Annotated in this window: 22 protein-coding genes and 1 pseudogene; 10 read left to right on the forward strand and 13 right to left on the reverse strand. The window is 42.8% G+C overall.

What is annotated here, in order from left to right; genetic code table 11:
* Positions 1-133: 133 nt before the first annotated feature.
* Entirely contained in the window at positions 134-1,006 is an 873-nt protein-coding gene (gene mneS, locus ACQVGT_RS17285; RefSeq protein ID WP_015382984.1) for a manganese transporter MneS, read from the reverse strand.
* A gap of 73 nt (positions 1,007-1,079) precedes the next feature.
* On the opposite strand from mneS, the gene ACQVGT_RS17290 reads away from it, so the two are divergent.
* From ACQVGT_RS17290 to ACQVGT_RS17320, 7 genes are all read left to right on the forward strand, one after another.
* On the forward strand, positions 1,080-1,367 hold the full coding sequence (locus ACQVGT_RS17290; protein WP_046340212.1) for a hypothetical protein: 288 nt from the start codon (positions 1,080-1,082) through the stop codon (positions 1,365-1,367).
* A gap of 37 nt (positions 1,368-1,404) precedes the next feature.
* Positions 1,405-2,814, forward strand: a complete 1,410-nt coding sequence (gabP, locus tag ACQVGT_RS17295; protein WP_015382983.1) for a GABA permease — start codon at positions 1,405-1,407, stop codon at positions 2,812-2,814.
* 151 nt (positions 2,815-2,965) lie between these two features.
* Positions 2,966-4,507, forward strand: coding sequence for an outer spore coat copper-dependent laccase CotA (cotA, locus tag ACQVGT_RS17300; RefSeq protein WP_014479048.1), 1,542 nt, complete (start codon positions 2,966-2,968; stop codon positions 4,505-4,507).
* 98 nt (positions 4,508-4,605) lie between these two features.
* On the forward strand, positions 4,606-5,595 hold the full coding sequence (locus ACQVGT_RS17305; protein ID WP_041518202.1) for a DUF4003 domain-containing protein: 990 nt from the start codon (positions 4,606-4,608) through the stop codon (positions 5,593-5,595).
* 12 nt (positions 5,596-5,607) lie between these two features.
* Positions 5,608-6,426, forward strand: coding sequence for an alpha/beta fold hydrolase (locus ACQVGT_RS17310; RefSeq protein WP_015382980.1), 819 nt, complete (start codon positions 5,608-5,610; stop codon positions 6,424-6,426).
* An 82-nt stretch (positions 6,427-6,508) separates the two neighbouring features.
* Positions 6,509-6,718, forward strand: coding sequence for a cold-shock protein (locus tag ACQVGT_RS17315; protein WP_003234008.1), 210 nt, complete (start codon positions 6,509-6,511; stop codon positions 6,716-6,718).
* 189 nt (positions 6,719-6,907) lie between these two features.
* Positions 6,908-7,066, forward strand: coding sequence for a hypothetical protein (locus ACQVGT_RS17320; protein WP_015382979.1), 159 nt, complete (start codon positions 6,908-6,910; stop codon positions 7,064-7,066).
* Positions 7,067-7,099: 33 nt separating this feature from the next.
* Here ACQVGT_RS17320 and ACQVGT_RS17325 read toward each other — a convergent pair whose 3' ends face one another.
* Both ACQVGT_RS17325 and walM read right to left on the reverse strand, forming a co-directional pair.
* On the reverse strand, positions 7,100-8,146 hold the full coding sequence (locus ACQVGT_RS17325) for a PD40 domain-containing protein (protein ID WP_046340211.1): 1,047 nt from the start codon (positions 8,144-8,146) through the stop codon (positions 7,100-7,102).
* Between the two features lie 65 nt (positions 8,147-8,211).
* Positions 8,212-8,583, reverse strand: coding sequence for a cell wall metabolism protein WalM (gene walM, locus ACQVGT_RS17330; RefSeq protein WP_003234013.1), 372 nt, complete (start codon positions 8,581-8,583; stop codon positions 8,212-8,214).
* A 436-nt stretch (positions 8,584-9,019) separates the two neighbouring features.
* On the opposite strand from walM, the gene bdhA reads away from it, so the two are divergent.
* Complete coding sequence (gene bdhA / locus ACQVGT_RS17335; protein ID WP_003234015.1) at positions 9,020-10,060, forward strand: (R,R)-butanediol dehydrogenase; 1,041 nt, start codon at positions 9,020-9,022, stop codon at positions 10,058-10,060.
* Between the two features lie 47 nt (positions 10,061-10,107).
* Here the strand turns inward: bdhA and iolT are convergent, their stop codons facing one another.
* Positions 10,108-11,529 (reverse strand): myo-inositol transporter IolT, encoded by a 1,422-nt coding sequence (iolT, locus tag ACQVGT_RS17340; protein ID WP_015482889.1) that lies wholly within the window; start codon positions 11,527-11,529, stop codon positions 10,108-10,110.
* A gap of 578 nt (positions 11,530-12,107) precedes the next feature.
* Here iolT and ACQVGT_RS17345 point away from each other — a divergent pair.
* A complete protein-coding gene (locus ACQVGT_RS17345) occupies positions 12,108-13,133 on the forward strand; it encodes a potassium channel family protein (RefSeq protein WP_003242752.1) in 1,026 nt (341 codons plus the stop codon).
* A gap of 47 nt (positions 13,134-13,180) precedes the next feature.
* Here ACQVGT_RS17345 and ACQVGT_RS17350 read toward each other — a convergent pair whose 3' ends face one another.
* The 7 genes from ACQVGT_RS17350 to gutB form a co-directional block, all read right to left on the reverse strand.
* Positions 13,181-14,152, reverse strand: coding sequence for an SPFH domain-containing protein (locus tag ACQVGT_RS17350; protein ID WP_015382977.1), 972 nt, complete (start codon positions 14,150-14,152; stop codon positions 13,181-13,183).
* Between the two features lie 30 nt (positions 14,153-14,182).
* Positions 14,183-14,947 carry a TPM domain-containing protein gene (locus tag ACQVGT_RS17355; protein ID WP_015382976.1) on the reverse strand — a complete coding sequence of 255 codons (765 nt, stop codon included), beginning with the start codon at positions 14,945-14,947 and terminating at the stop codon, positions 14,183-14,185.
* Positions 14,947-15,972, reverse strand: a complete 1,026-nt coding sequence (locus ACQVGT_RS17360; RefSeq protein ID WP_015482888.1) for a TFIIB-type zinc ribbon-containing protein — start codon at positions 15,970-15,972, stop codon at positions 14,947-14,949. Before ACQVGT_RS17360 ends, ACQVGT_RS17355 begins: the two co-directional genes overlap by 1 nt.
* A 65-nt stretch (positions 15,973-16,037) precedes the next feature.
* The gene (locus ACQVGT_RS17365; RefSeq protein WP_015382974.1) at positions 16,038-16,721 is read right to left on the reverse strand and encodes a PspA/IM30 family protein; all 684 of its coding nucleotides are present in this window, start codon (positions 16,719-16,721) and stop codon (positions 16,038-16,040) included.
* 195 nt (positions 16,722-16,916) lie between these two features.
* Positions 16,917-17,873, reverse strand: coding sequence for a carbohydrate kinase family protein (locus ACQVGT_RS17370; protein ID WP_015482887.1), 957 nt, complete (start codon positions 17,871-17,873; stop codon positions 16,917-16,919).
* A gap of 94 nt (positions 17,874-17,967) precedes the next feature.
* The gene (locus tag ACQVGT_RS17375) at positions 17,968-19,359 is read right to left on the reverse strand and encodes an MFS transporter (protein ID WP_015482886.1); all 1,392 of its coding nucleotides are present in this window, start codon (positions 19,357-19,359) and stop codon (positions 17,968-17,970) included.
* 73 nt (positions 19,360-19,432) lie between these two features.
* On the reverse strand, positions 19,433-20,494 hold the full coding sequence (gene gutB / locus ACQVGT_RS17380) for a sorbitol dehydrogenase (protein ID WP_015482885.1): 1,062 nt from the start codon (positions 20,492-20,494) through the stop codon (positions 19,433-19,435).
* 202 nt (positions 20,495-20,696) lie between these two features.
* Here gutB and gutR point away from each other — a divergent pair, with 202 nt between their 5' ends.
* Complete coding sequence (gutR, locus tag ACQVGT_RS17385) at positions 20,697-23,186, forward strand: glucitol operon transcriptional regulator GutR (RefSeq protein ID WP_015382970.1); 2,490 nt, start codon at positions 20,697-20,699, stop codon at positions 23,184-23,186.
* A gap of 99 nt (positions 23,187-23,285) precedes the next feature.
* Here the strand turns inward: gutR and ACQVGT_RS17390 are convergent, their stop codons facing one another.
* A complete protein-coding gene (locus ACQVGT_RS17390; protein ID WP_144052051.1) occupies positions 23,286-23,975 on the reverse strand; it encodes an alpha/beta hydrolase family protein in 690 nt (229 codons plus the stop codon).
* Positions 23,976-24,119: 144 nt separating this feature from the next.
* Positions 24,120-24,424 (reverse strand): annotated as a pseudogene (locus ACQVGT_RS17395) (abhydrolase domain-containing 18); the annotation flags it as partial.
* Positions 24,425-24,808: the final 384 nt, after the last annotated feature.

Genomic DNA, 24,808 nt, shown 5'->3' on the forward strand with positions numbered 1-24,808 from the left:
TCTACAAAATTCATCATAACGTAACCTAACTTTACCACAAAAAGCAATCTGTATAAAAAAACGATTCTAGCAAATTGTTTCCAATAAAGCTGGCCAAAACACACAAAAAAGCTTCCTGTGGCAGGAAGCTCAATTATTTGTGTTCTAAAGGCTCCATATGAACATGCGAATAATCAATCGCATGCTCCTCCTTCATTCTCCGCTCGATTTCATTGGCTATATCGTGGCTTTCCGTAATATTTAAATCTGCCGATACCTCAACCACCACATCAACATGAACCGTACTGCCCAAGTATCTTGCTTTTATGTCTTTTAAACGGCTCACACCGGAGATTTTTTCGATTGTCTGTTTATAAGCAGAAATGTCCTTTATGTCGAATCCATCTGTCAAAGAGTGAGATGACTCTTTAAAAATATCCCATGCGGTCTTGCAAATAAGCAGACCGATCACAAACGCAGTGACCGTATCAATCCAAGCAAGATGGAATTGAGCAGCCACAATGCCGATAAATGTGCCGATACTGACGAATGCGTCTGATTTATTATCAGCAGCCGCAGCAAGGAGCGCCTGGCTCTTCACCTTTTTGGCCAGCCTTTTATTGTACCGATAAACAATCAGCATCAGGACTGCCCCGCCCGCTGCCGTCCAAGCCGCAATCATATCAGGCGTCTCTTGTTTAGCAGAAAAAATAGATTCTCCGGCGCTGAACAGCACTTGCAGTCCGACAACCATCATAATAAACGATGCGATAAGCGATGCAATCGTTTCCGCTCGAAAGTGGCCGTATGGATGATCTTCGTCAGGAGGCTTTTGAGAGATGCGCAGGCCAATCAGCACAGCAACAGAAGCAATAATGTCAGTTGTGTTATTTAACCCGTCTGCCGTAAGTGCTTCCGAGTGAAAAAGATAACCGATGATCAGTTTAATTGCGGAAAGAACAAGATACGCGGCAATGCTGACCAGCGCTCCGGATTCTCCCTTTTTCAGTTCATCATATCTCTCCATACAAAACCTCCTCCCCGCTCACATTTGGCTATTATTATCTTACAAAGCTGAACCGCAGTGGGTCTACAGAAACATGATTCACCCGCCACAGAAAAATAGTGACGATGGAACTCTTTTTCACTCATCCAATTTATTTGCTCCGCCAAAAAGCCCATCAGATCCAATGACACCAGCGCTTCTCGCATTCTATCGAATTGTAAATAGTACACAAAATCACACAGCGAATAAAAAACGAAACATTTTTTCCACACATTCGCTGAAAGCGCAAACAAAACACTACAAATTTGAAATAAGCTGGTATATTTTCTTACACGAATTTTCGACAAACTGTATATTTATGATAGAGTTTCAATTATCATAATATTCAGTAATGATTGCATTTTAAAAGGAGGTAACTTATGAACCAGTCTCAATCAGGATTAAAAAAGGAATTAAAGACCCGCCATATGACAATGATTTCGATTGCCGGTGTAATCGGAGCCGGCCTATTTGTAGGCAGCGGTTCAGTGATTCACTCGACCGGTCCGGGTGCCGTTGTTTCTTACGCGTTAGCCGGATTATTGGTGATTTTTATTATGAGAATGCTCGGTGAGATGTCTGCCGTAAACCCGACGAGCGGATCGTTTTCTCAATACGCTCACGACGCCATCGGACCGTGGGCAGGATTTACAATCGGCTGGCTGTACTGGTTTTTCTGGGTGATCGTCATCGCGATCGAAGCCATTGCCGGTGCTGGCATTATTCAATACTGGTTCCATGATATTCCGCTGTGGCTGACAAGTTTGATCTTGACCATTGTGCTCACCCTGACAAACGTCTACTCCGTTAAGTCTTTCGGTGAGTTTGAATATTGGTTCTCCCTCATTAAAGTTGTGACTATCATTGCTTTTCTAATCATTGGTTTTGCCTTTATTTTTGGCTTTGCACCGGGCAGTGAGCCAGTCGGTTTATCGAATCTTACAGGCAAAGGCGGATTTTTCCCGGAAGGCATCAGCTCCGTATTGCTCGGCATTGTCGTTGTCATCTTCTCTTTTATGGGAACTGAAATCGTTGCCATTGCAGCAGGGGAAACATCCAACCCGATCGAATCTGTGACAAAAGCCACCAGATCCGTTGTATGGCGCATCATCGTCTTTTACGTGGGCTCAATCGCCATTGTCGTGGCGCTGTTGCCATGGAATTCAGCAAATATTTTAGAAAGCCCTTTCGTCGCTGTACTTGAGCATATAGGAGTGCCCGCAGCCGCACAGATTATGAACTTTATCGTCCTCACAGCCGTACTCTCTTGCCTGAATTCAGGTTTGTATACCACATCCAGAATGCTGTATTCTCTTGCAGAAAGAAACGAAGCGCCGCGCCGTTTTATGAAATTGAGCAAAAAAGGCGTTCCCGTACAAGCCATTGTGGCCGGGACATTTTTCTCTTATATCGCGGTCGTAATGAACTATTTTTCACCGGATACCGTCTTTTTATTCTTAGTCAACTCATCAGGCGCAATCGCTTTACTCGTCTATCTTGTCATCGCTGTTTCCCAGCTGAAAATGCGGAAAAAACTCGAAAAAACAAACCCAGAAGCATTGAAGATCAAAATGTGGCTCTTCCCTTTCCTAACCTACTTGACCATCATCGCCATTTGCGGAATTTTAGTATCCATGGCGTTTATTGATTCCATGAGAGACGAGCTGCTGCTGACAGGCGTCATCACGGGAATCGTTCTGATTTCTTACCTTGTGTTCAGAAAACGCAAGGTGAGCGAGAAAGCGGCTGCCAACCCAGTTACACAGCAGCAGCCCGATATCCTGCCTTAATGCTGATCAAATCCTAAACGGCCTGCCGTTTAGGATTTTGTTATTTTCTTCTTCGGGCGGGCTGCAGCACGAAGATTTTTTGTAACCATCACGTCCTTATTGTCATTAACTATAGTACCAATTTGGAAAATTTAGATAAGGACAGATGAAAATGACACTTGAAAAATTTGTGGATGCTCTCCCAATCCCAGATACACTAAAGCCAGTACAGCAATCAAAAGAAAAAACATACTACGAAGTCACCATGGAGGAATGCACTCATCAGCTCCATCGCGATCTCCCTCCAACCCGCCTGTGGGGCTACAACGGCTTATTTCCGGGGCCGACCATTGAGGTTAAAAGAAATGAAAACGTATATGTAAAATGGATGAACAATCTTCCTTCCACGCATTTCCTTCCGATTGATCACACCATTCATCACAGTGACAGCCAGCATGAAGAGCCCGAGGTAAAGACTGTTGTTCATTTACACGGCGGCGTCACGCCAGATGATAGTGACGGGTATCCGGAGGCTTGGTTTTCCAAAGACTTTGAACAAACAGGACCTTATTTCAAAAGAGAGGTTTATCATTATCCAAACCAGCAGCGCGGGGCTATATTGTGGTATCACGATCACGCCATGGCGCTCACCAGGCTAAATGTCTATGCCGGACTTGTCGGTGCTTATATCATTCATGATCCAAAGGAAAAACGCTTAAAACTGCCTTCAGACGAATACGATGTGCCGCTTCTTATCACAGACCGCACGATCAATGAGGATGGTTCTTTGTTTTATCCGAGCGCACCGGAAAACCCTTCTCCGTCACTGCCTAATCCTTCAATCGTTCCGGCTTTTTGCGGAGAAACCATACTCGTCAACGGGAAGGTATGGCCATACTTGGAAGTCGAGCCAAGGAAATACCGATTCCGTGTCATCAACGCCTCCAATACAAGAACCTATAACCTGTCACTCGATAATGGCGGAGAGTTTATTCAGATTGGTTCAGATGGAGGGCTCCTGCCGCGATCTGTTAAACTGAATTCTTTCAGCCTTGCGCCTGCTGAACGTTATGATATCATCATTGACTTCACAGCATATGAAGGAGAATCGATCATTTTGGCAAACAGCGCGGGCTGCGGCGGTGACGTCAATCCTGAAACAGATGCGAATATCATGCAATTCAGAGTCACAAAACCATTGGCACAAAAAGACGAAAGCAGAAAGCCGAAGTACCTCGCCTCATACCCTTCGGTACAGCATGAAAGAATACAAAACATCAGAACGTTAAAACTGGCAGGCACCCAGGACGAATATGGCAGACCCGTCCTTCTGCTTAATAACAAACGCTGGCACGATCCCGTCACAGAAGCACCAAAAGTCGGCACAACTGAAATATGGTCGATTATCAACCCGACACGCGGAACACATCCGATTCACCTGCATCTCGTCTCCTTCCGTGTATTAGACCGGCGGCCGTTTGATATCGCCCGTTATCAAGAAAGCGGGGAATTGTCCTATACCGGTCCGGCTGTCCCGCCGCCGCCAAGTGAAAAGGGCTGGAAAGACACCATTCAAGCGCATGCAGGTGAAGTCCTAAGAATCGCGGCGACATTCGGTCCGTACAGCGGACGATACGTATGGCATTGCCATATTCTAGAGCATGAAGACTATGACATGATGAGACCGATGGATATAACAGATCCCCATAAATAATCCGACAAACTTGCCTCTAGCAGGCAAGTTTTTTCTTTATGAAACCTTCGGCCCTATTTATCGTATTACGTAAAAACAGCAAAAAGGAGCTGCTTTTTATGCTGACACACGACCTACATGAAAAAATAAAGCAATACATTTCCATTTATGCTGAATTAAAATCAAAATTAAAATGGAAAGTTTCACAAGACCAGATATTAATGCTCATTTCTTCTGCATATATTGTGAATAAAAGAGAGTTTGATTTTCAGCGCTTTTATGATTTGAGCAGCTATATCAAATCAAACATCGGCAGCTTCTCAACACTCAATTCACACCACCGCTTTACTGTTGCATCTATTCTGGACATTCATTTTCAGCATGAGGCAAAACAAACATTTCATACTTTTATCGATGTATACAATGAAATGGTGAAGCTAGGATATAAGCGGGATATGTTCACATACCTTTCCGCTCTGATCTTGCTCACTGGAAAATCTGAAACGACAAACCAAAAAGAACAGATGAACATGGGGCTAGCTGTTTATCAGCAGATGAAAAAAAATCATTATTTCCTCACTTCAACTCAGAATGTTCCGCTTGCCGTACTGCTTGGAGAAAACGGAGAAGGTTTGCAGGCGCTACAGAAGGCGGAAACATGCTATCAGCTGCTGGCAGCCAACGGCTTTAAAAAAGGACAGTACTTACATCAGGTCAGTCATATTCTGGCCTTGCAAAGTGAAAAAGAGCCCGAAATGCTTGTTTCCGCTTGCAAACAGATATATCAATCGATCACTGAATCTGTCAAAAAACCAAAGGATTATCATTATCCAGACCTTGCTCTCCTCACCTTTCTGGAGGAGCCAGATATCAAAACCGTTTTGTGCATCACTGACGAATTAAACCAGGAAAAAGCTTTTAAATGGCAAAAGGAAATGAATTTTAAAATTGCTGTCAGCCTCTATCTCAGTGAGCATATGGAGAAAAATCTGCTGATGGAATCAGGACTATACACCGCTATCGAAACAGCCATTCAAGCGCAGCAGGCAGCCGCGACAGCTGCCATCATCAGCTCAACAGCAGCCAGCCATACTCATGATGGAAACTAAAGGAGGAGAAACATGCCATACATCACATTAGAAGATCAGACACGCCTTTACTATGAAACACACGGGAACGGGACGCCGATCCTGTTTATACATGGGGTGCTGATGAGCGGACAATTTTTCCACAAACAATTTTCGGCGCTTTCTGCCAATTATCAATGTATTCGTCTTGATCTTAGAGGACACGGCGAATCTGACAAAGTGCTTCATGGGCACACCATTTCCCAATATGCCCGTGACATAAGGGAATTTCTAAATGCAATGGAGCTTGACCATGTCGTTCTTGCCGGCTGGTCAATGGGCGCTTTTGTCGTATGGGATTATCTCAATCAGTTTGGGAATGATAATAACATTCAAGCCGCTGTGATCATCGATCAATCCGCTTCCGACTATCAATGGGAGGGCTGGGAACACGGTCCATTTGATTTTGACGGCTTAAAAACAGCGATGCACGCCATTCAAACTGACCCGCTGCCTTTCTACGGAAGCTTCATCCAGAATATGTTCGCAGAACCGCCTGCCGAGACCGAAACAGAATGGATGCTGGCAGAAATCCTCAAACAGCCGGCTGCCATTTCTAGCACGATTTTATTTAACCAAACGGCCGCTGATTACCGGGGCACCCTCCAAAACATCAATGTGCCGACATTGTTGTGCTTCGGGGAAGACAAGAAATTTTTCTCTACAGCAGCTGGAGAACACTTGCGCAGCAATATTCCAAACGCGACACTCGTTACCTTTTCTAAAAGCAGCCATTGCCCGTTTTTAGAAGAGCCAGATGCTTTTAACAGCACAGTCCTCTCCTTTTTAGATGGGGTTATTGGAAAGTCATAAAGAAAAAGGAATTAGGAGATTAGGGAAAAGTATGAGACAATAAGAAATGTGCAGTAAAATACATGAGGGAAGAAGTGACTTTATGTCTTACTATAACAAACGAAATCAAGAACCGCTGCCAAAAGAAGATGTGAGTACTTGGGAATGCACAAAAGAAGACTGTAATGGCTGGACCCGAAAAAACTTCGCCAGCAGTGATACGCCATTGTGCCCTTTGTGCGGAAGTAAAATGGTCGACGGCATCCGTTCATTAGTGAATCTCCAAAACAACAGCCAAACGAAAACAAGCTAGTTCTTCCCTATAACAAATGCAGTCTCCTTCAAGCAAACAAACCCCGAACGGAGACAAAATTCTATATTTCAGAATAAAAGCCTCTTATTGCAAGAGGCCAAATACGAAGAAAGAAGCCCAAAACTGTAAACGTTTAGGGCTTTTTTGTCTGTTTTAATGGTATAATATGGATATAAGAGGAGGGATAACGTGATCTCAAACCAGCAGCAAAAAGACTTGAAAAAAAGAGCTGCGTTCAAAAAGCTGAATGTTGCAATGAACTTCTATGTTGAACTTCTGTTTTTGTCGGTCCCTCTGATTCATATCTTTAAATGGCTCGGATCATTAGCCCTGCACCTCATCCATTAAAAAAGCCACTCAGCTCATGCCGAGTGGTCTTTATTAGTTAATCACAGAAAAGCTGTTGATGATGCCGTTCGGATTTTCCCATACTTTTTTGAAGGTCTTATTTTCAAGGCTATAGGAATAAATCGTCCGCACCTTAGCTTCACGCCCTGTTTCGTCCTTCAGCTTTTTAGCCCCCTTGGCTTCGGCAAGAAAATAAATGTTCTTCCCATCCTTAGAAAACTGAGGCTGTGCGTCAATTAACAGCTTAAATGATTTCTGATTTGAGATGATGCTTTCATATTTTTTCGTATTCGCATTGAGCATTTGAATAGAAGCGGTTTGCTCCGTTCCTTTTTGCGTATATGATGTGAATAAAATACGTTTATCATCATCAGAAACAGCAATATCGCTGATAAATTGGTTCAGGCTTTTCAGCTCATTAAATTTATGTTGACGGCCTTCCGCAAAATGAATCGTTGTCGGTTCAGGGTCGATGCCCTTTTCGTTTGCTTCATCTGTTTTCTTGTAGTCTTCTTCTACAGAATAATGAAGCAATGCAAATGAATCGTTTTTTTGGTTATAAAAGAAGCTGCTGACGGTGTCATCTTGATCATTAGCGGCAGGATAAAGATTTTTGTACTTTTTCGTTTTTAGATCAAAAGCGGCGATCCGAAAATTGCTTTCGTCCGCTTTTCCTAAGCGGAAATAGATGGTTGAACGGTCCTTTGATAAAAACAAACTGTCCGCACTCTCCGCGCCTTTATAAAGCATCGTCTTTTTATTAGACTTTAGATCCAGTTTAAAAAGCCTCATTTCATTCTGTTCATTATTGCCCGTATAATAGAGCACCTGCTGTTTTTGATCCAAGGCAAATGCCGGATAGCTGGTCAGCTTCTCCTCATGGATCACCTTGTCATTTTCATAATACTTTGTCATCAGATTCGTATCTGTAATTGAAACCAGCAGCTCATCACCGCTTTCGGTATTGACTGAAACATCAGCAGCCTTTTCATGGCCTTTATCCTTTGTAACATAAAACGCAACCCCCGCGGCAGCTGCCGCTATTATCACTGCTAACAATAATATGATTCTTTTTTTCATCTTTTATCTCCACCAATAGAAAAAGCAAGAATGTGACTTCTTGCTTTCCAGATTATATATGTACATTAATAGCTGTAATGCCCCGCTACTTTACCTTTGCTTAATGGATATCCAAGCGCTTTAAACGCTTTAGGGCTAACATCCAGCACTGCATTAGGCATTCTGCCAACATCATTTTTATAAACCGTAATCACCTTTTTAGGCTTCGCTTTTGCATAAGCTCTGATTTTTGTCCCGTTTCTAGGAACATCAAATCCGATTTTGGTCGCACAATCCCAATGTCCAAGTTTCTTACCTGAAGAGCCTTTTTTCCCGACTCCATTATACCAAGTAATATTTCCGTTCACATGTTTCGCACTGGCATCTGATGAAAAACTAAAAGCTCCCAAAGTACTTCCTACTAAGATAAAAGCGGCTAAAATGACTTTCTTCAACATTTCGTCCCCCTGTTTGTTAACATCTAGGAAGATTATACACGATCAACCAGCTATTTTTTATTTCAATATCCTTACAGTAATGTTACAAAGTCAAAAAGTTACCCCTGCTAAATTAAACCATGGAAGATTATCCTATTATAATAGCGGTATTAGCGTTATAATTATTGATAGAGTAGTTGTCGCATTCAATATGAACGAACCATTACCGTATTGTTCAAACCAAATTCATAGCTATGTAAACGATTGATACTCTCATATAAAGAAAAAAGAGTGTGCGAGACCCTTTTTTCTTCAAAGTTTCTTTTTTCAAAAAAACGTAGATTATATTATATAAAAATTTCATTTCTTTTTTGGTTTTAAAAATGGCGATTTTGTGAACAGTTCATATTGACCGGTGCGGAATTACTCACATCAAAAGTTATAGGAGTGGTAATCCATGAAGGCAGCAAGATGGCATAACCAAAAGGATATCCGTATTGAACATATCGAAGAGCCAAAAACGGAGCCGGGAAAAGTAAAGATCAAAGTCAAATGGTGCGGCATCTGCGGAAGTGATTTACACGAATATCTGGGCGGCCCGATCTTTATTCCGGTTGACAAACCGCACCCATTAACAAATGAAACGGCACCTGTCACAATGGGGCATGAATTCTCCGGTGAAGTTGTCGAAGTCGGAGAAGGCGTTGAAAATTATAAAGTTGGAGACCGCGTCGTAGTCGAGCCGATTTTTGCTACACACGGCCACCAAGGCGCCTACAACCTTGATGAACAAATGGGATTCCTCGGCTTAGCCGGCGGAGGAGGCGGTTTCTCTGAATACGTCTCTGTAGATGAAGAGCTTTTGTTCAAACTTCCTGATGAATTATCATATGAACAAGGCGCGCTCGTTGAACCTTCTGCAGTTGCTCTATACGCTGTCCGCTCAAGCAAACTCAAAGCAGGCGACAAAGCGGCTGTATTCGGCTGCGGCCCGATCGGACTTCTTGTCATTGAAGCGCTGAAGGCTGCCGGTGCAACTGATATTTACGCTGTTGAGCTTTCTCCTGAACGCCAGCAAAAAGCTGAGGAGCTTGGCGCGATCATCGTTGATCCGTCTAAAACAGACGATGTAGTCGCTGAGATTGCAGAACGTACAGGAGGCGGTGTTGACGTAGCATTCGAAGTCACTGGTGTCCCAGTGGTGTTACGACAAGCCATCCAGTCCACTACAATTGCCGGTGAAACCGTCATCGTCAGCATTTGGGAAAAAGGTGCTGAAATCCATCCGAACGATATCGTAATCAAAGAACGTACAGTAAAAGGAATTATCGGATACCGCGACATCTTCCCGGCTGTATTGTCATTAATGAAAGAAGGCTATTTCTCAGCCGACAAACTCGTAACGAAAAAAATCGTACTAGATGATTTGATCGAGGAGGGCTTCGGGGCTCTTATTAAAGAGAAAAGCCAAGTCAAAATCCTTGTCAGACCTAACTAACTTGAAACCAAAAAGAATCCGCACTCGGGTGCGGATTCTTTTTTTAATTATCCAATCACTTCAGCCCCAGAATCCTTCTTTGCCCCGCCGTGATCATAAGCTCGGAAGTTTTCCTCCAGCTGCTCAAGTGAAAGTCCTTTCGTTTCTGGCAAAAACTTCTTCACAAACAGGACAGAGCAAATTCCTAATCCAACGAAGATAAAGAACGTTGTGGACAGCCCGATGGCTGCCAGCAATATTGGAAACGTGAAACTGACTGCAAAATTCACCATCCACAGACAGAATACCGTAACACCCATTCCCAGTCCGCGAAGGCGAAGCGGGAAAATTTCAGATAGCATCAGCCAAGTCACTGGTGAAATGGCGCCCTGCTGAAAAGCAAGAAATGTGACCGTTAATGAAAGGACTACATATGGAAGTGCCGGTGATCCTTCAAGTACAAGTGAGAATATCCCGATTAGCAATAATGCTGTTGTCGTACCGATCAAGCCTGTCATCAGCATCGGCCGGCGCCCCACTCTTCCCAGCAGCCAGATTCCAACGAATGTTGCCAATACCGAAATCACGCCATTCGCAATATTTCCGATTAAAGCGGCTTCCGTTTGGAAACCGGAATTTCTTAGAATTTCAGTCCCATAATACATAATCGAATTCACACCTGTAATTTGCTGTACAATCGCAATCCCTAATCCAATAAACACAATACGGCGCACCCATGGGACCGAAAGATCTTTAAACGTCGCTTTTTCAAGCTGATCTTCTTTTTCGAAAGCGAATTCAATTTCTTGCAGCTCAGCTGCTGCCCGTTTTTCATCTCTGATTTTTTTCAATACACGTAAAGCATCTTCTTTTCTTCCTTTAGAAACAAGCCAGCGGGGACTCTCGGGCATTCTGATCATGCCGAAAAACAGGAACAAGGCTGGAAGTGACGCAATGACCAGCATAAATCTCCACACATGGGAGTTGTCTCCCATTGTTGTTCCAAGGATCGCATTAAAAACAAAGGCCAAAAGCTGTCCTGATACAATCATCAATTCGTTCTGCGTCACCATCCGTCCCCTGCTTTCCACAGGAGACATCTCTGCTAAATAGGCAGGCACCGTTACGGATGCACCCCCTACCGCAATACCAAGCACAAAACGAGAGATAATCATGACCGTAACATTTGGTGCAAACGTACACCCGATCGTTGAAATAAAAAATATAACAGCGAGGAACAAAATATTTTTGCGGCGGCCGTTAAAATCAGACATCCTGCCGCCAAACACAGCACCTAGCGCGGCTCCAAAAAGAAGTGAACTGGTGACAAGGCCCTCTGTGAAGGCATTGAGATTAAGCTGATCCGGCTCTCCCATATACGGCAAAGCTCCATTGAGCACACCGGTATCATAGCCAAAAAGAAGCCCGCCGAAAGTCGAGACTAAAATAATTGTACGTAAAAATGACATTTGATTGCCTTGTTTATTCATACTGTTTCCCCCAGTCTTTTTCATAATGCGTATGTCAAAAACTTATTCCAGGGCTGATGCCTTCCCCACATTTCGTAAGCAGGCTTCAGAAAATAGTTGTTTATGTTTTTATCCAATAACCTCATAACCTTCCCTTCTTCTTAGCATGTCAGTCCCAATGGAAGCGGTTTCATTTCTCACTAAAAGAACAATGGTCATTTCTTTGTGCATATCCTTGTTGGTATTTATTAGTCACTTAATAGTTCAATTGTAGTGATATGATAGTTACATTTTTGTTATATCTGATATTATCATAATTATAAAAACGCTTTCAGTCAATATAAATTTCTGAAAATTTTTTACTCTATAAAAGAAAAATCACCAATTCAAGGGGAAAATGAACGTTTTTCTTCATGAAAATGTGTGAATCAAGTCAAAAACCCTGTGATTTTCTGTTCATATCGATAAATGAGTAAGTGTTGGGTAACTTCTCCTGTTTTTCTCTGTAAAATCAAACATTCGTTCAATTGTTTCAGACTCAGGATAAAAGGAAATAGAGAAGAAAATAAAAGAAGGCTGACTTAAGGGAGGCAACCAAAATGAATGAGGGTTATATCATTGCAGGCCTTTTATTATTGACAGCGGGGATGATTGATTTTTTATGGACCACGTTATGGTTAGAGAGCGGTGCAGGCCCGATCACAAGATGCCTGTCTGCCTGGCTGTGGAAGGGCTGCCGCAAAATCAGCGGTGACCACGCAAAGGTTCTAAGTATGGCTGGTCCTCTGCTGTTATGCCTGACGTTAGTGATATGGATCAGTCTATTTTGGAGCGGGTGGGTTTTGATTTACTCGAGTGACCCTCACTCACTTATGGAAACTCAATCAAAAGAACCGGCTTCCTGGTCAGACCGAATTTATTTTTCCGGCTATGTCATGTTTACATTAGGAAATGGCGACCTCGCTCCGAACGGAGGCCTATGGAAGCTTGTCACGATTATTGAAACAGCTCAAGGACTACTTACCATCACGTTTTCTGTCACGTATTTGATTTCCGTCTTGAGTGCGGTTAATCAAAAACGCTCCTTTGCCCAAAGTGTATTAAGTCTAGGGCATGACGGAACAGAAATCGTCCATAATGCATGGAATGGCAAAGATTTTCACGACATTGATTTTCTTCTTGTCGCTGCCTCATCAGAACTGGGAAAGCTGACCGCTCAGCATAACGCCTTCCCCATCCTTCATTTTTACCACAGCACGCAGCATCAGGAATCATCCATTATAGCTGTTGCTGTATTGGATGAGGCTCTAACCATTTTCAAATACGGAATTCCTGAACAATATCAGCCGAATCAGCTTCATATTAAAGAAGCGCGCTCAAGTATCAAAAACTACCTGGATACCGTTCATACTGCCTATATCCACCCTGCAGAACAAGCGCCGCCGGAACCAGACATCTCAAAGCTTCAACAATCAGGCATACCGGCTTTATCAAAGCAAACATTTCAAATTGCCGTCAATTCAATAAAGGAACGTCGTCAATTGCTGCTGGGAATTATCCAAGCGGGTGCTCGAAAATGGCCTGTTCAGGAGCAAGCAATAGGTAACGCTTATTCTCCTAAATAAAAAAGTCCGGAGTGTCTGATCACTCCGGACTTTTCACTGTATGAGTCTTACACAAGCTTCTGGCCGCAATTCGGGCAAAAATTAGCTTCACTGGTTTTTGTTCCGCAGTTTGGACAGAAATTTGGTTTGCTTCCGCTGCCAGTTGACTGTGGGCCTGATGACTGTGCCTGATGATTCTGATTCATTTGGTTCATCATCTGATTGGCCATATTCATTCCCATCATCATTCCAGCCATATCCGAAGCCGCTCCGCCTCCGCTCATCTTTCCGGATGCCATTCCATCCGTCATTGATAGTTGCTGGTATCTGTTCACATCCCCAACCATACCGTAGGAAGCGTTCTTTGTAATCATATCTTGAACCTCTTGAGGATAATTAAAGCTCATGATTTGAAAACCAGTGACCGTCATCCCGTCGCTTATTAATTGCATATCTAAGTCCTCTTGAATTCCCTTGGCAATATCAAAAGCGTTTGCTTGAAGATTAAACATATTTTTCCCTTCTCTTGTGATCCACTTCATGAGAAGCTGATCCAGAATAGAAATGATACGGGTTTTAATATCCTCTACAAAATATTGATCTTTCACGCCAGCGATTTTATCAATCAGGCTGATATAGTCCTGCACCTTGAAATTAAATGTGCCGTTTGCGCGAATGGGCATCCCGCCTGGCATTCCCGCTGCCGGAATATTTATCGCCTGTTTTGTTCCCCATCTTACGGTAAATTCCTTCGTATTGACAAACAGCACCTCAGCTCGCATGCCGCTGTTAAAGCCAAACTTAAAGCCCTTTAACGTTGAAAGGAATGGAATAATTTCTGATTCAATATCATAATCGCCATCATCTTGAAAGACTCCTTCAACCCGCCCATTGTTCAAAAAGACAGCATCCTGTCCGGGACGAATGATTAAACGGCTCCCTTTTTTGATTTCACGATTGTTCCATTTATAAAAAATCATATCATCTCTAAATTCTTCCCACTCTACTACATTCGCTAATTGATTTCTGAAAAACGACATTACGCCTCTCCCTTTCTCTATTTCTTACATTTAGAAACTGCCCCGGCTCCCACTGTATGACGTGCCGCCTTTCGTAACACCGCCATCGCTGCCGCTGTCTTTATCTGATGGTTTTCTTTCTCTTGTTACAGTCGTTCTAATATAAGTGTCGTATTGATCAATCACATCAGACGTACGCTGATCCATATATGTATTTCCATTAACCGTTACTTTGCCGCCTGCATGATAAAGCATGATTGAAACCGCAATTCCCCCGACTGCGATGGCAGCAATCAGCTGAAACCACCATGTAAAGAATATGTTGTCGGGGTTTACTCCCGGTTTTATGCCCATATCTTTATAGGAAAGCTGAATATATGTCTCAAAAGCTTCAAAATAATTTTCATTGGATAAATCAGATGAAATCGTATTTCTGATGCTATTGAGCCTGCTGTTGTCCAAATACTGTTCGGCTTTTTTGAAGCCTGCGATAAACACTTCTCTGTTTGTCATATCAATCGTCAGAATAGCTGTACTGCCTTTTCCGTAACGATCATAAAAATTGCCGGTATAGTCTGCAATATCTTCACCGTTTGTGCTTTTGGTCGTAATAATGATGAAATCAGTGTCTCTCTTTGCACCCAGCTCTGCCGAGAGAGATTCAAGTTTTCCGATCTCCGCTTTTGACAATAGATGAGCGCGATCGTACACATGCTGCTGCGATTCAGAGGCTCTTGCCGCTTCGATACCCAGTAAAGGCATCATGATGAAAACAGCCAGCACAACAAAGATCGCTTTCCCTAAAAATCCCCGCATCAAAATCCGCCTCCCATCATCAATGAGACGAGCTTCAACGCAAGAAATGTCCCGCCTGCTATTCCGCTAAACCATGCCGCCACTTTTCCTCGACTGATCGGCGGCTTTCCGACGACCTTACCTGTTTGCCCGTTCATCGCAAAGATATGCTCCGCTCTTTCATAATCGTAACTGACCATCCAAACAGGAAGCAAAACGTAAAAGCTGTTCACGTTTTTCGTGTGAATCTGTTTGTCCCTCACATTGACTGACGTATATCCGGAAAAAGTAGAATGGATGTATGAATCTATATAACTGCTGATTTTCTCTTTTGCCCTCGGAAAAAGCTCCTCATCGGTATAATTGTACTTTTCCGCAATATAACCGGCCAAATATGCCGTTTGAAATTCCTTCAGCTCTTCGTATGAATAAGGCTCCAATTTGTCCATTAATTCGTCTTTCATTTTTTCAGAGGCATCGACAGGGATTTTCAAATAATCGAGATTGATATCACGAAACGCTTCAAAGTGCTCTGTTTCCGTGCAAATATAATCCCCTTCTTCATATTGATGGACTCTGGTACAGTTTGCTCTCACCTGTACTTCACTATTTAAATCAAACATCCAAAACGGAATATACATGCCGGTGATGCTTTTAATGCGATCGGCAGACATGAAACCTCTTGGTGTCAGAAGGCCTTTTTTGCACCACTTTCGAAATGCCTGCTCCGCTTCTTGTTTACTGATTGTAAATGGAATGACCTTCGCCGGCGCCAAATGTCCTGATAAACGATCGGCAAGTATTGCAGCACCTCCGCAGAAGCTGCACGTCGTTGCTGTCGTTTCAGCTTCCGTGATCAAAACGGCGCCGCAGTTTTCACATTGATATTCTTTTGCTTCATCATCAGAAAACCGTGCCGCAATGTTTTCTTTCGGAAGGCTTTCAATATTGTCCTGTCTTCCGCAGCTGCTGCAGGATAACGAGCCGGTTTCACTGTCAAATGCCATATCACTGCCGCAGTTCGGACACTTATAAGATATTATCATTACCGTTCCCTCTCACATCTTATGATAAAATAACGCCGCAGCCGAAAGCTGCGGCCTCCTATGTATTACTTATCGAGCATCATTTTCGCTTTTAACGCCGCAAGTTCATCATCAACCTGGCTTGAACCGCCAGTGTCATACTTTGCAGTCAGATCAGCCATATCATCCTGCGGAGCGCTGTTCAGTTCAGCCATTGCATTGGCCTGATCAATTGCCTTATTTACTTTGTCCTCCATTCGGCCGAATGCAGACATTGATTGGCTTGTACTTGAAACAGAAGCGCCCAGTTTGTTCATTCTTTCTTGCGTTTTCGCTACTGCCCACTTCGCCTTGATCATATTTTTACGTGCTTCCAGCTCTCCAATGTCAGATACCAATTTGTCATGCATCTTTCTCATCTGTGCGGCATTGGTTGCAGCAATTTGATTGGCCGCCTGCAGCTCAGAAAGCTTTGACTCCAAAGATGTTTTTCTTTCAAGAAATTTTCTCGCATCGCTCTCACTCCCGGCTTGCAGCGCCTTCATTGCATAGCTTTCCATCTTTTCCATATCCGCCTGGCACTCGTGATATTCTCTTTTTGCTCTCTGCTCCTCAGCCATAACAGCTGCTGTTTCTGCCTTAACCTTAGCCAAATCGCTATTCATATTTCTTAAATATTGATCTACCATTTTCTCCGGATTTTCAGCCTTGTCCAATAAAGCATTGATATTCGCAGACATAATATCTTTAAATCTTCCAATGATACTCATTATATCGTTCCTCCTAAAGCTAATTCGTTAACCTTTGTTACATATACTATTTATTATCGTTAAAAGTTTCACTTTTTTAATAAAAAATGACATTTCAAACAAAAAATATACAACTTTTTACCTGAACAAAAATGTAAGCAATAAAAAAAGATGCCCCCAAAAATCCAAAGACTTTCAAGGAACATCTTCAATGATTTACAAAGAAACTTCAATCTCATCCAAGCTCGGCAGTGCATCAATCGCTCCAATTTTAGTGCACACAAGAGCTCCGACCTTATTGGCAAACGCCACAATCTCACGCAGTTTCACAAAATCTGCTTCTACAGATTGAATATGGTCCGTGTTTGCCAATTGATATAAAGCCGCACCGACAAAAGCATCTCCGGCTCCTGTTGAGTCGATTGATGTCACCGGAATGCTTGGAATGATTTCATGATCTTTTCCATTGGAAAGAAGCGTTCCGCTTTTCCCAAGTGTCACAGCGACAATGTTGGCTCCGATCTCATGAAGGATCGCAACACCCTTTTCATGATCCTTCACACCACTTATAATCTCAAGCTCCTCGTCACTGACTTTCACAAAATCACTTACAGCGATCGCTTTTTTCGCAACACTTACAAACTCTGAGACTCTTCCCCTCCATAAATCTTCACGGTAGTTAGGGTCAAACGAAATAAACTGTCCATTGTCTTTCGCAATCGACATCAGCCGTAAATAGGCTGAGCAAAACGGATCCGATAACAGTGCCGTCGCAGAACCGAAATGAAGGATTTTCGCTTCGTTTAGTTTTTCCTGGTCAATATCCTCCAGCGTAAACAAAGCGTCCGCGCCTCTATTAAAAACAAAGTCACGCTCTCCATTTTGTTTTAATGAAACAAAAGCAAGCGTTGTAGGCGCTTTCTCATCCATCACCAGCATAGAGGTATCGACATGTACAGCGTCCAATGTTTGCTTCAGAAAATACCCAAACGGATCCTTTCCTACTTTTCCGCTGAAAGTGGCGTCTCCTCCCAGCTTGGCAATCGCTGCTGACACATTCGCCGGTGCCCCGCCGGCACTTTTCAGGAAATGGCGCCCTTCCATTACGTCAACATCGGTACAAAAGAAATCAATCAACAATTCCCCAATACAAACTACAGAATGACTACGCATATTATCACACTCATTTATAAAGTCTAGATTACAGTCTCAGTATATTACTTTCTGCCATAAATACAACATTGAATATTAAAAATTTTACATATATTTATCTCGCAGACCTTTGCTCCAGCTCAGAGATGATGTGTTTATATCTTTTTTCCGTTAAAGGATAGAAGGCGATAAGAATAATAGAAAGCAAAATGAAAAATCCCGGAATCAAAGCATTCATATTTTTAATGGCATTCAATGACGCAACTGTCTGGTCTGTATTCGCCACATACCCGGCGATCCCTAAATAAATGGCCGAAAATGACCCGGCTAATGCAACACCCAGCTTATTAATAAAGCTCATGCTCGAAATCACCACACCATCCGCGCGAATTCCGGTTTTCCATTCCGCATAATCAACACAATCCGCAACCATTCCCCAAGCAAGCGTATTTAAAGGCGTTGTGAAAAATCCTGAAGCGAAAAGCCAAATGAAAATGAGTGGAATTGAAGAATACGGCGTAAAATGCAGGCCGGCATAAGAAATAAGCGATAGAGCTGCCGTGATGATCATGACTTGTTTTCTGCCCCACTTCTCAGAAAAGAAAGGAATAAACAAATTGCTGATCAGCGCTGCTCCGAAAAATAAAACGGTGCCCATAAACACGAACTCTTTATGGTTGACGTTATACGTAAAATAATACACCATCGTGCTGAGCTTAATATTAAACCCGATCGCAAAAGCCAAAAATGATGAAATTAACATAAGCAAGGGTTTGTTTTGGAATAAAACGGATAACGTCTTTTTGATCCCTTGTTTGTTTCTCTTTTTAGGCTGAATCCGCTCCCGCACAGTAAAGAAACTGAATAGATTCAAAACGATGCTGACCGCCGCATAGATAAGCGCAGTCATTTGAAATCCAAACGCCTGATTCTCTCCTCCGATAGCAGTTGCAAGCGGTGTCGCACAGGAAATGGATAAAAGAATGCCGATATACACCAAAATCATCCGGGTTGTGGTTAGAACCGTTCGTTCCTCCACAGAATTCGTCATCCGCCCCGTTAAGCTGTTCACCGGGATCGTTTGCATACTAAAGGACATCCCAAGCAGAATATAAGTGACATACGCATATACCATATTTCCGGTCTCACCGAAATGAGGCGTCGTAAAACATAAGAATGTGAATAGCGCAAAAGGAAATGCCACCCACAGCAAATATGGTCTTGCTTTTCCCCACCTTGTATTCGTTTTATCTAAAATCAATCCCATGATCGGGTCAAAAATAGCATCCAGCACACGCACAACAAGAAACAAAGTTGCGATCACCGCAGGCTGAATGCCGCCGACGTCTGTATAATAGAATAATAAGTATGCGTTTACAAACTGAAAGATAATATTATACGACATATCGCCGAATCCATAACCGATTCGTTCAAACCAGGACAGTCCGGTACTGGATTTTGGCTGATGCTTCACTTTCATTGCCGTTACTTTTTCTGTTTCAATCATCATTTCCCACCTCAAGAATCCGTTTTCATTTCCAGTAAACAAGAGGGAGAATACGAAGATCCTCCCTGTTCACTCAGCGATTTGGATACACCATCACTTTTAAACATTCATTCTTAAATTGAAGCGCCCGCTCCATCGCCTCTTGTGTCTGCTCCAGCGAATATTGGTCCGTTACTAGATGCTTCGTGTCCACAACGCCGGAAGCGAGAAATTCGATTCCCTTCGGATACGTATTGGCATAACGGAAGATCCCGTAAATATCAATCTCGTTATCCGCAATAAACGGCACGTTGAGCGGAATCTCGTTCTGTGAAGGCAAACCGACAATCGCCAATTTTCCGCCCCGGCGCACAGAAGCCAGTGCGGATTGCAATGCCGCTGGATTCCCTGCTGTTTCCCAAGCAACATCAACGCCTCTATCATTCGTGATCGTTTTAATCTCTTCAAGTGCATCCTGTTCACGTATATTAATAATGTGAGTCGCTCCCATTTTTTTCGCAGCTTCTAACCGCAGCGGCTCTAAGTCGGTGACAATGATTGTGCCTGCCCCAAATGCTTTAGCTGCGGCAACAGCCATTAACCCAACAGGGCCCATCCCCATAATCGCAATCGTTGATCCGGGCTGTAGCTTCGTTCTGGCCGCCGCATGGATGCCGACAGAAAACGGCTCGATCAAAGCAGCATCTTCATAAGAAAGTGAGTCTGGGATTAAAAAAACAAAGTCCTGACGCATTTTAATATATTGGACAAACGCGCCGTCTACCGGCGGTGTAGCCAAAAACTGTACATCCGGGCAAAGATTATAGCGCCCTTCTTTGCACGCTTCACAGCGTCCGCACGTAACACCAGGTTCAACCGCGACGCGGTCACCGACTTTGAATTGATCAACAGACGAGCCGACAGCTGCGATTTCTCCCGCGCACTCATGTCCGAGGATAAATGGCTTCTCCACTACATAGTTGCCTATTCTGCCGTTTGTATAGTAATGCAGATCCGATCCGCAAATCCCGACAGCCATCACCTTAATCAACACTTCATCATGATTGATGTCAGGCACAGGCAATGTTTCAATTTTGATCTCTCTTGTGTTGTGCATAACAGCCGCTTTCATGTTCTGAGGTACTGTGTGAGTCATTTGGCAAAATTCCTTTCTTAAGAAAATAAAATGTAAGTGCATACATTTTTGTTTTCTCTGTTACTGCCCCCATTTTATCTGCTTTTCAATACGTTCAACAGCCTTTCCTGCTGTATAAAAGGACAGCGGCACTGTACTTTTATTTTTTCATATACAAAAAACGCTGGATTGATAAAATAGTACTAATAGGAGGTGCAGGCTTATGGCTGAACTTGAAAACCGAGAACAATTTGCACAACTGCTGGCACCTGGCGTCAAAACGCTAAAACTTCATCCTGATTATAAAGTCAGAAGGAAAAAGAACGAAAAAACAGGACAGTCTTACATAGATAAAATCGCACTCCAGCTGGGAGTCTCCCCAAACACGATCAAAAGCTGGATCGGACAGATGGGGGCAAACTACATTCCCGGAAGAATCGACGACGGAAAACTGTTCGGAATGATCTGGATCATTCTCGAAAAGACCGACTTGGATATCGAGTGGTTGACCGACTTGCTGGAAGCCACCACTATCCCAGTCATCAAACCCGCATTGCCTGTATGGGCAGCATCCTGTTTGAAAAAAGCGAAAATACTGCGAAAAGACGGATTATTCGGGGCTCCGAGTGAAGGCGAAATTGAAAATGTAGTAAAACGGCTGTTTCATGACAGACCCGGCCATGAAACGAATGCGCTTACAGAACAGCCTATCACTCATAATTTACCCTCACGCTGGTCCGGACGCTTTATCGGACGCAGCTTTGATATGGAAGCGATACGGCAATGGATGCTTTCTCCGTCACCAGTCTGTTTAATCACCGGCTGGGCTGGTATGGGTAAAACCACAATCGCTCTTGAAGCCGCCTATTCCTGTGTCGACGATACTTCAGATTGGCCGGCGTTCAACAGCATCATTTGGGTCAGCGCTGATTGGAAAGGATTGAGCTTTAGCGATTTTTTAAATACGATCGCCTATCAGCTCGGACGCACAGAACAAATCGATAAATCAATCAATGAAAAACGATTCGTCGTCCGCAATGCGTTAGCTAATTACACTAGAGAAAAACCGATACTGCTGATCGTTGACAGCATTGATACTGCAGAACGTGACATTCATGAATTTATCACCAGCCTTCCGCAAGGCGTGAAAGTTCTCCTCACAGCGCGGGAAAACGTAAAGCAAACTTATCGGGAAAGCTTCGGAGAAATGACAGCTATTCAGCTGAGCGGCCTTGACCAAACAGATGCCTTGGATTTTTTTCAGCAAGAAGTGCACCGATGCTTACAAACATGCAACATTCAAAATAAACGGGAAAAGCTGGAGCAGCTGCTACATCTATCATCTGACCTGAAAAACGAATTCATTTCAGCGACTGCCGGAAACCCGAAAGCCATGGCACTCAGCATTGCCTATATGTCAGACGATGACATCCCCGCTCAGCAGCTGATTCATGAGCTTGGAAAAGCAGGCTACTCACTGCTGGAATTGTTTGAATTCCTCTTTGGCCGCACCTGGGATAGATGCAATGAAGATACGCGAAAGCTATGGCAGACGCTTTGCTTTTTCAGCAAGCAGCCTGATGAAAAAAGCCTGGCGGCAGCAGCCGGATTAGACGCCCGCCGTTTTCATTACGCTATGGAACAAATGCGGTCATATGCGCTGATTCAGCCGGAACGAAGCCAAGGCAGGATACAATACTTAGCGCACCAAACCGTTGTCGCTTACGGAGAACAGCACTTGTCCGAACAGCACGAATATGAAAAAGAAGCCCGCAATCGCTGGGCGCACTATTATGTTGATTATGCCGAAACCCATTTAAAGCGGGAACAGCCCAACTCTATCTATTGGAGCTACCTGCTGGGACGGAACTTAGATCAAATGAAACAAGAATGGCCAAACATCTTAAAGGTCATCCAATGGGCAAGTGAAACTGAACAAAAAGAAATCCTAATCGAACTCATCACCCGCATTAGCCATTTTCTAAGCAGAATCAACCTGCCCTTGCGAATCGAATACGGACGCAAAGCCGCCGACGCCGCCCATCAATTAGGCCAACACACACGAGAAGCGTACTTCCGAATCGACACAGCAGGCTGGGCTCTGATGGAAGTCAATGATTTAGACAGGGCCTTACAGCAAATTGAATCCGGGCTGAGGATTCTGGAACAATCAGACGCTCACGATGCCTATGATCTAAAGGTTTGGGGACACGCACTCAAAGCAAGGCTTTTTTTAAAAGACGGGCAACAGGAAAAAGCAGAGACCATTTTAAACGAAATCGAAAATCAACCGATTTCCCCTACCATTCAACACAGAGTTCTATTGGTTCGCGGTGACTTAAGCTTTGCGAGAGGTCATCATGAAGAAGCCATTCAATTATACGAAGCGGCAAATGAAATCAGCTCCACGTACGGCGGCGAAAAAACGATAGAAGCCTATTTCAATCTGGGTGTCGCTTACGTGAAATGTGGTCAATTTGAGAAAGCGGAAGAAGCCTTTGAGCAAATGCTCTATGACAAACATAACGCCAATCAGGTTGAGTTGATCTATTATTTTTACGGGATGGCGCAGCTGTTGTACCGTAAAGGAGAGAAAACGAAAGCGATGGAATCTAATCAGAAGGCGATTCGTTTGATTGATTCGTGGGAGCCTGCGATTGGGATTCGGGGAGAGGTGGAAGAACTGGCAATGGTGATTAAAGAAAACGACTAGTACGCATAATAGTTCTGTCAGCAATCTCACTCAGTTTCTTTATTATAAATAGGAAAGGCCAACTGAAGTTGCAGTTGGCCTTTCGTTTCTTATTAAGGTCTACAAATGTACTGAACCAGGTTTTCTCGTATTTATCCTTTCTCTTATAAAGGAAAGCGTATCATTTGCCAGCTTTTTGCGACAAAGAACAATACCGGAATGACCACAATTGTAGACATATCTTGTGGGTTTCCCCCAGCTTTCCCATAAATAATCTGCATCTTTTAAGTCAATATACTGATCATGTTTAGCAGAAATCAGCAGAATGTTATCTTTATTAACTTTCGGCAAGGCTTGACTAGGATCTGTGATATTCCAATATTTTGTTAAATCTTCATAGGTCACACCATTTTGTTCTAATTCTTCTCTTATGAATTTACCTGGGATCGTGTTCCATATTGAATAAGAAAGGCGATTGGCATAAAAGATTGATACCACTACATCAATTTGGGATTCTAGGGTTGCAATTAGATTAGTAACCCATCCCCCTAAGCTTACCCCCCCTATGATAACAGGGCCTTTTTTATTTGCTTTTATCCAGTGAATTAATGCCCGTAAATCGACAATGGCCTGTCTTGTCGACTCAATTGTACGATCAATATTTGCACTAATCATCAACTCGCCACTATACAGTGAATTTTCTGGTTCTCTTTCAAAATGGTATGGAAGAGAATAATAATACATATTCCAGCCTAAATCGTTCATTATACGTTTATGAAATATTTTTTTGATTCTATCGAACGAATCCATGCGCCAGCCGTGTACAAAGATGACATTGGGTTGATCTATATCATTTTTATTTAAAAAAACCTCCCCTTTTAAAGTATCATTAACAGGATTCCCTGTTTGAATTAAGGATTCATAACGAAATGTTCCAACCCTATAATTTTTTTTAGATTCATTCAAGTCAATTGAAACATCAGCTATATTTGCACTGTAAAATTCCTCTCTATCATCGATATCGGCTGCAATAGCAGCAGAAAAATGTTTATCTTTGCTTCTTTTTCTGTGTAAATCATATAAAGCCAAGCGATCTATCATTTTTGAGAAATGCACTATTAAGTCCTCCTTGGTAATCATAAAAAACTAATATTAGATTTAATAATTGGAATGTCGGTCTCCATAGAGTAGGGATGAATATTATCAAGATGTTGGTGGAAGAACCTAACTACATCGCCAGTGAATTTTTGAGAATCAGATTATTCTGCCGTTCTATATATTTAACATACATCGTCTTAGTAGCTAAAAAGCAGCACAAATAGAAAATTTAAAAGGATTTCTCTTTGACAGTGTTTTGCTTTTAGAAACGTCTAAGAGTGTTGGTGACACTATTTATTTAGATAACTGGGGCTTTTTTATCTTATGAGAGGATACCATCTCCTGTCTGCAATAGGGAGAGAAGTAACAGAGGATTTGCACGAATAATTTTTAAACCCTTTTTATAATCATAACAGAAATGCAGTTTACTGAAGTTACAGTAAGCCGTTTGTCAAAGAAGACGTAAACAGGAATCTGAGCCGGTAGAATTTTGTATTTTGGTCAATTGAATAATTCATATCGGGATTATCAAAACTATTGAAAAT

It is taken from the genome of Bacillus sp. SCT118, assembly GCF_058566435.1.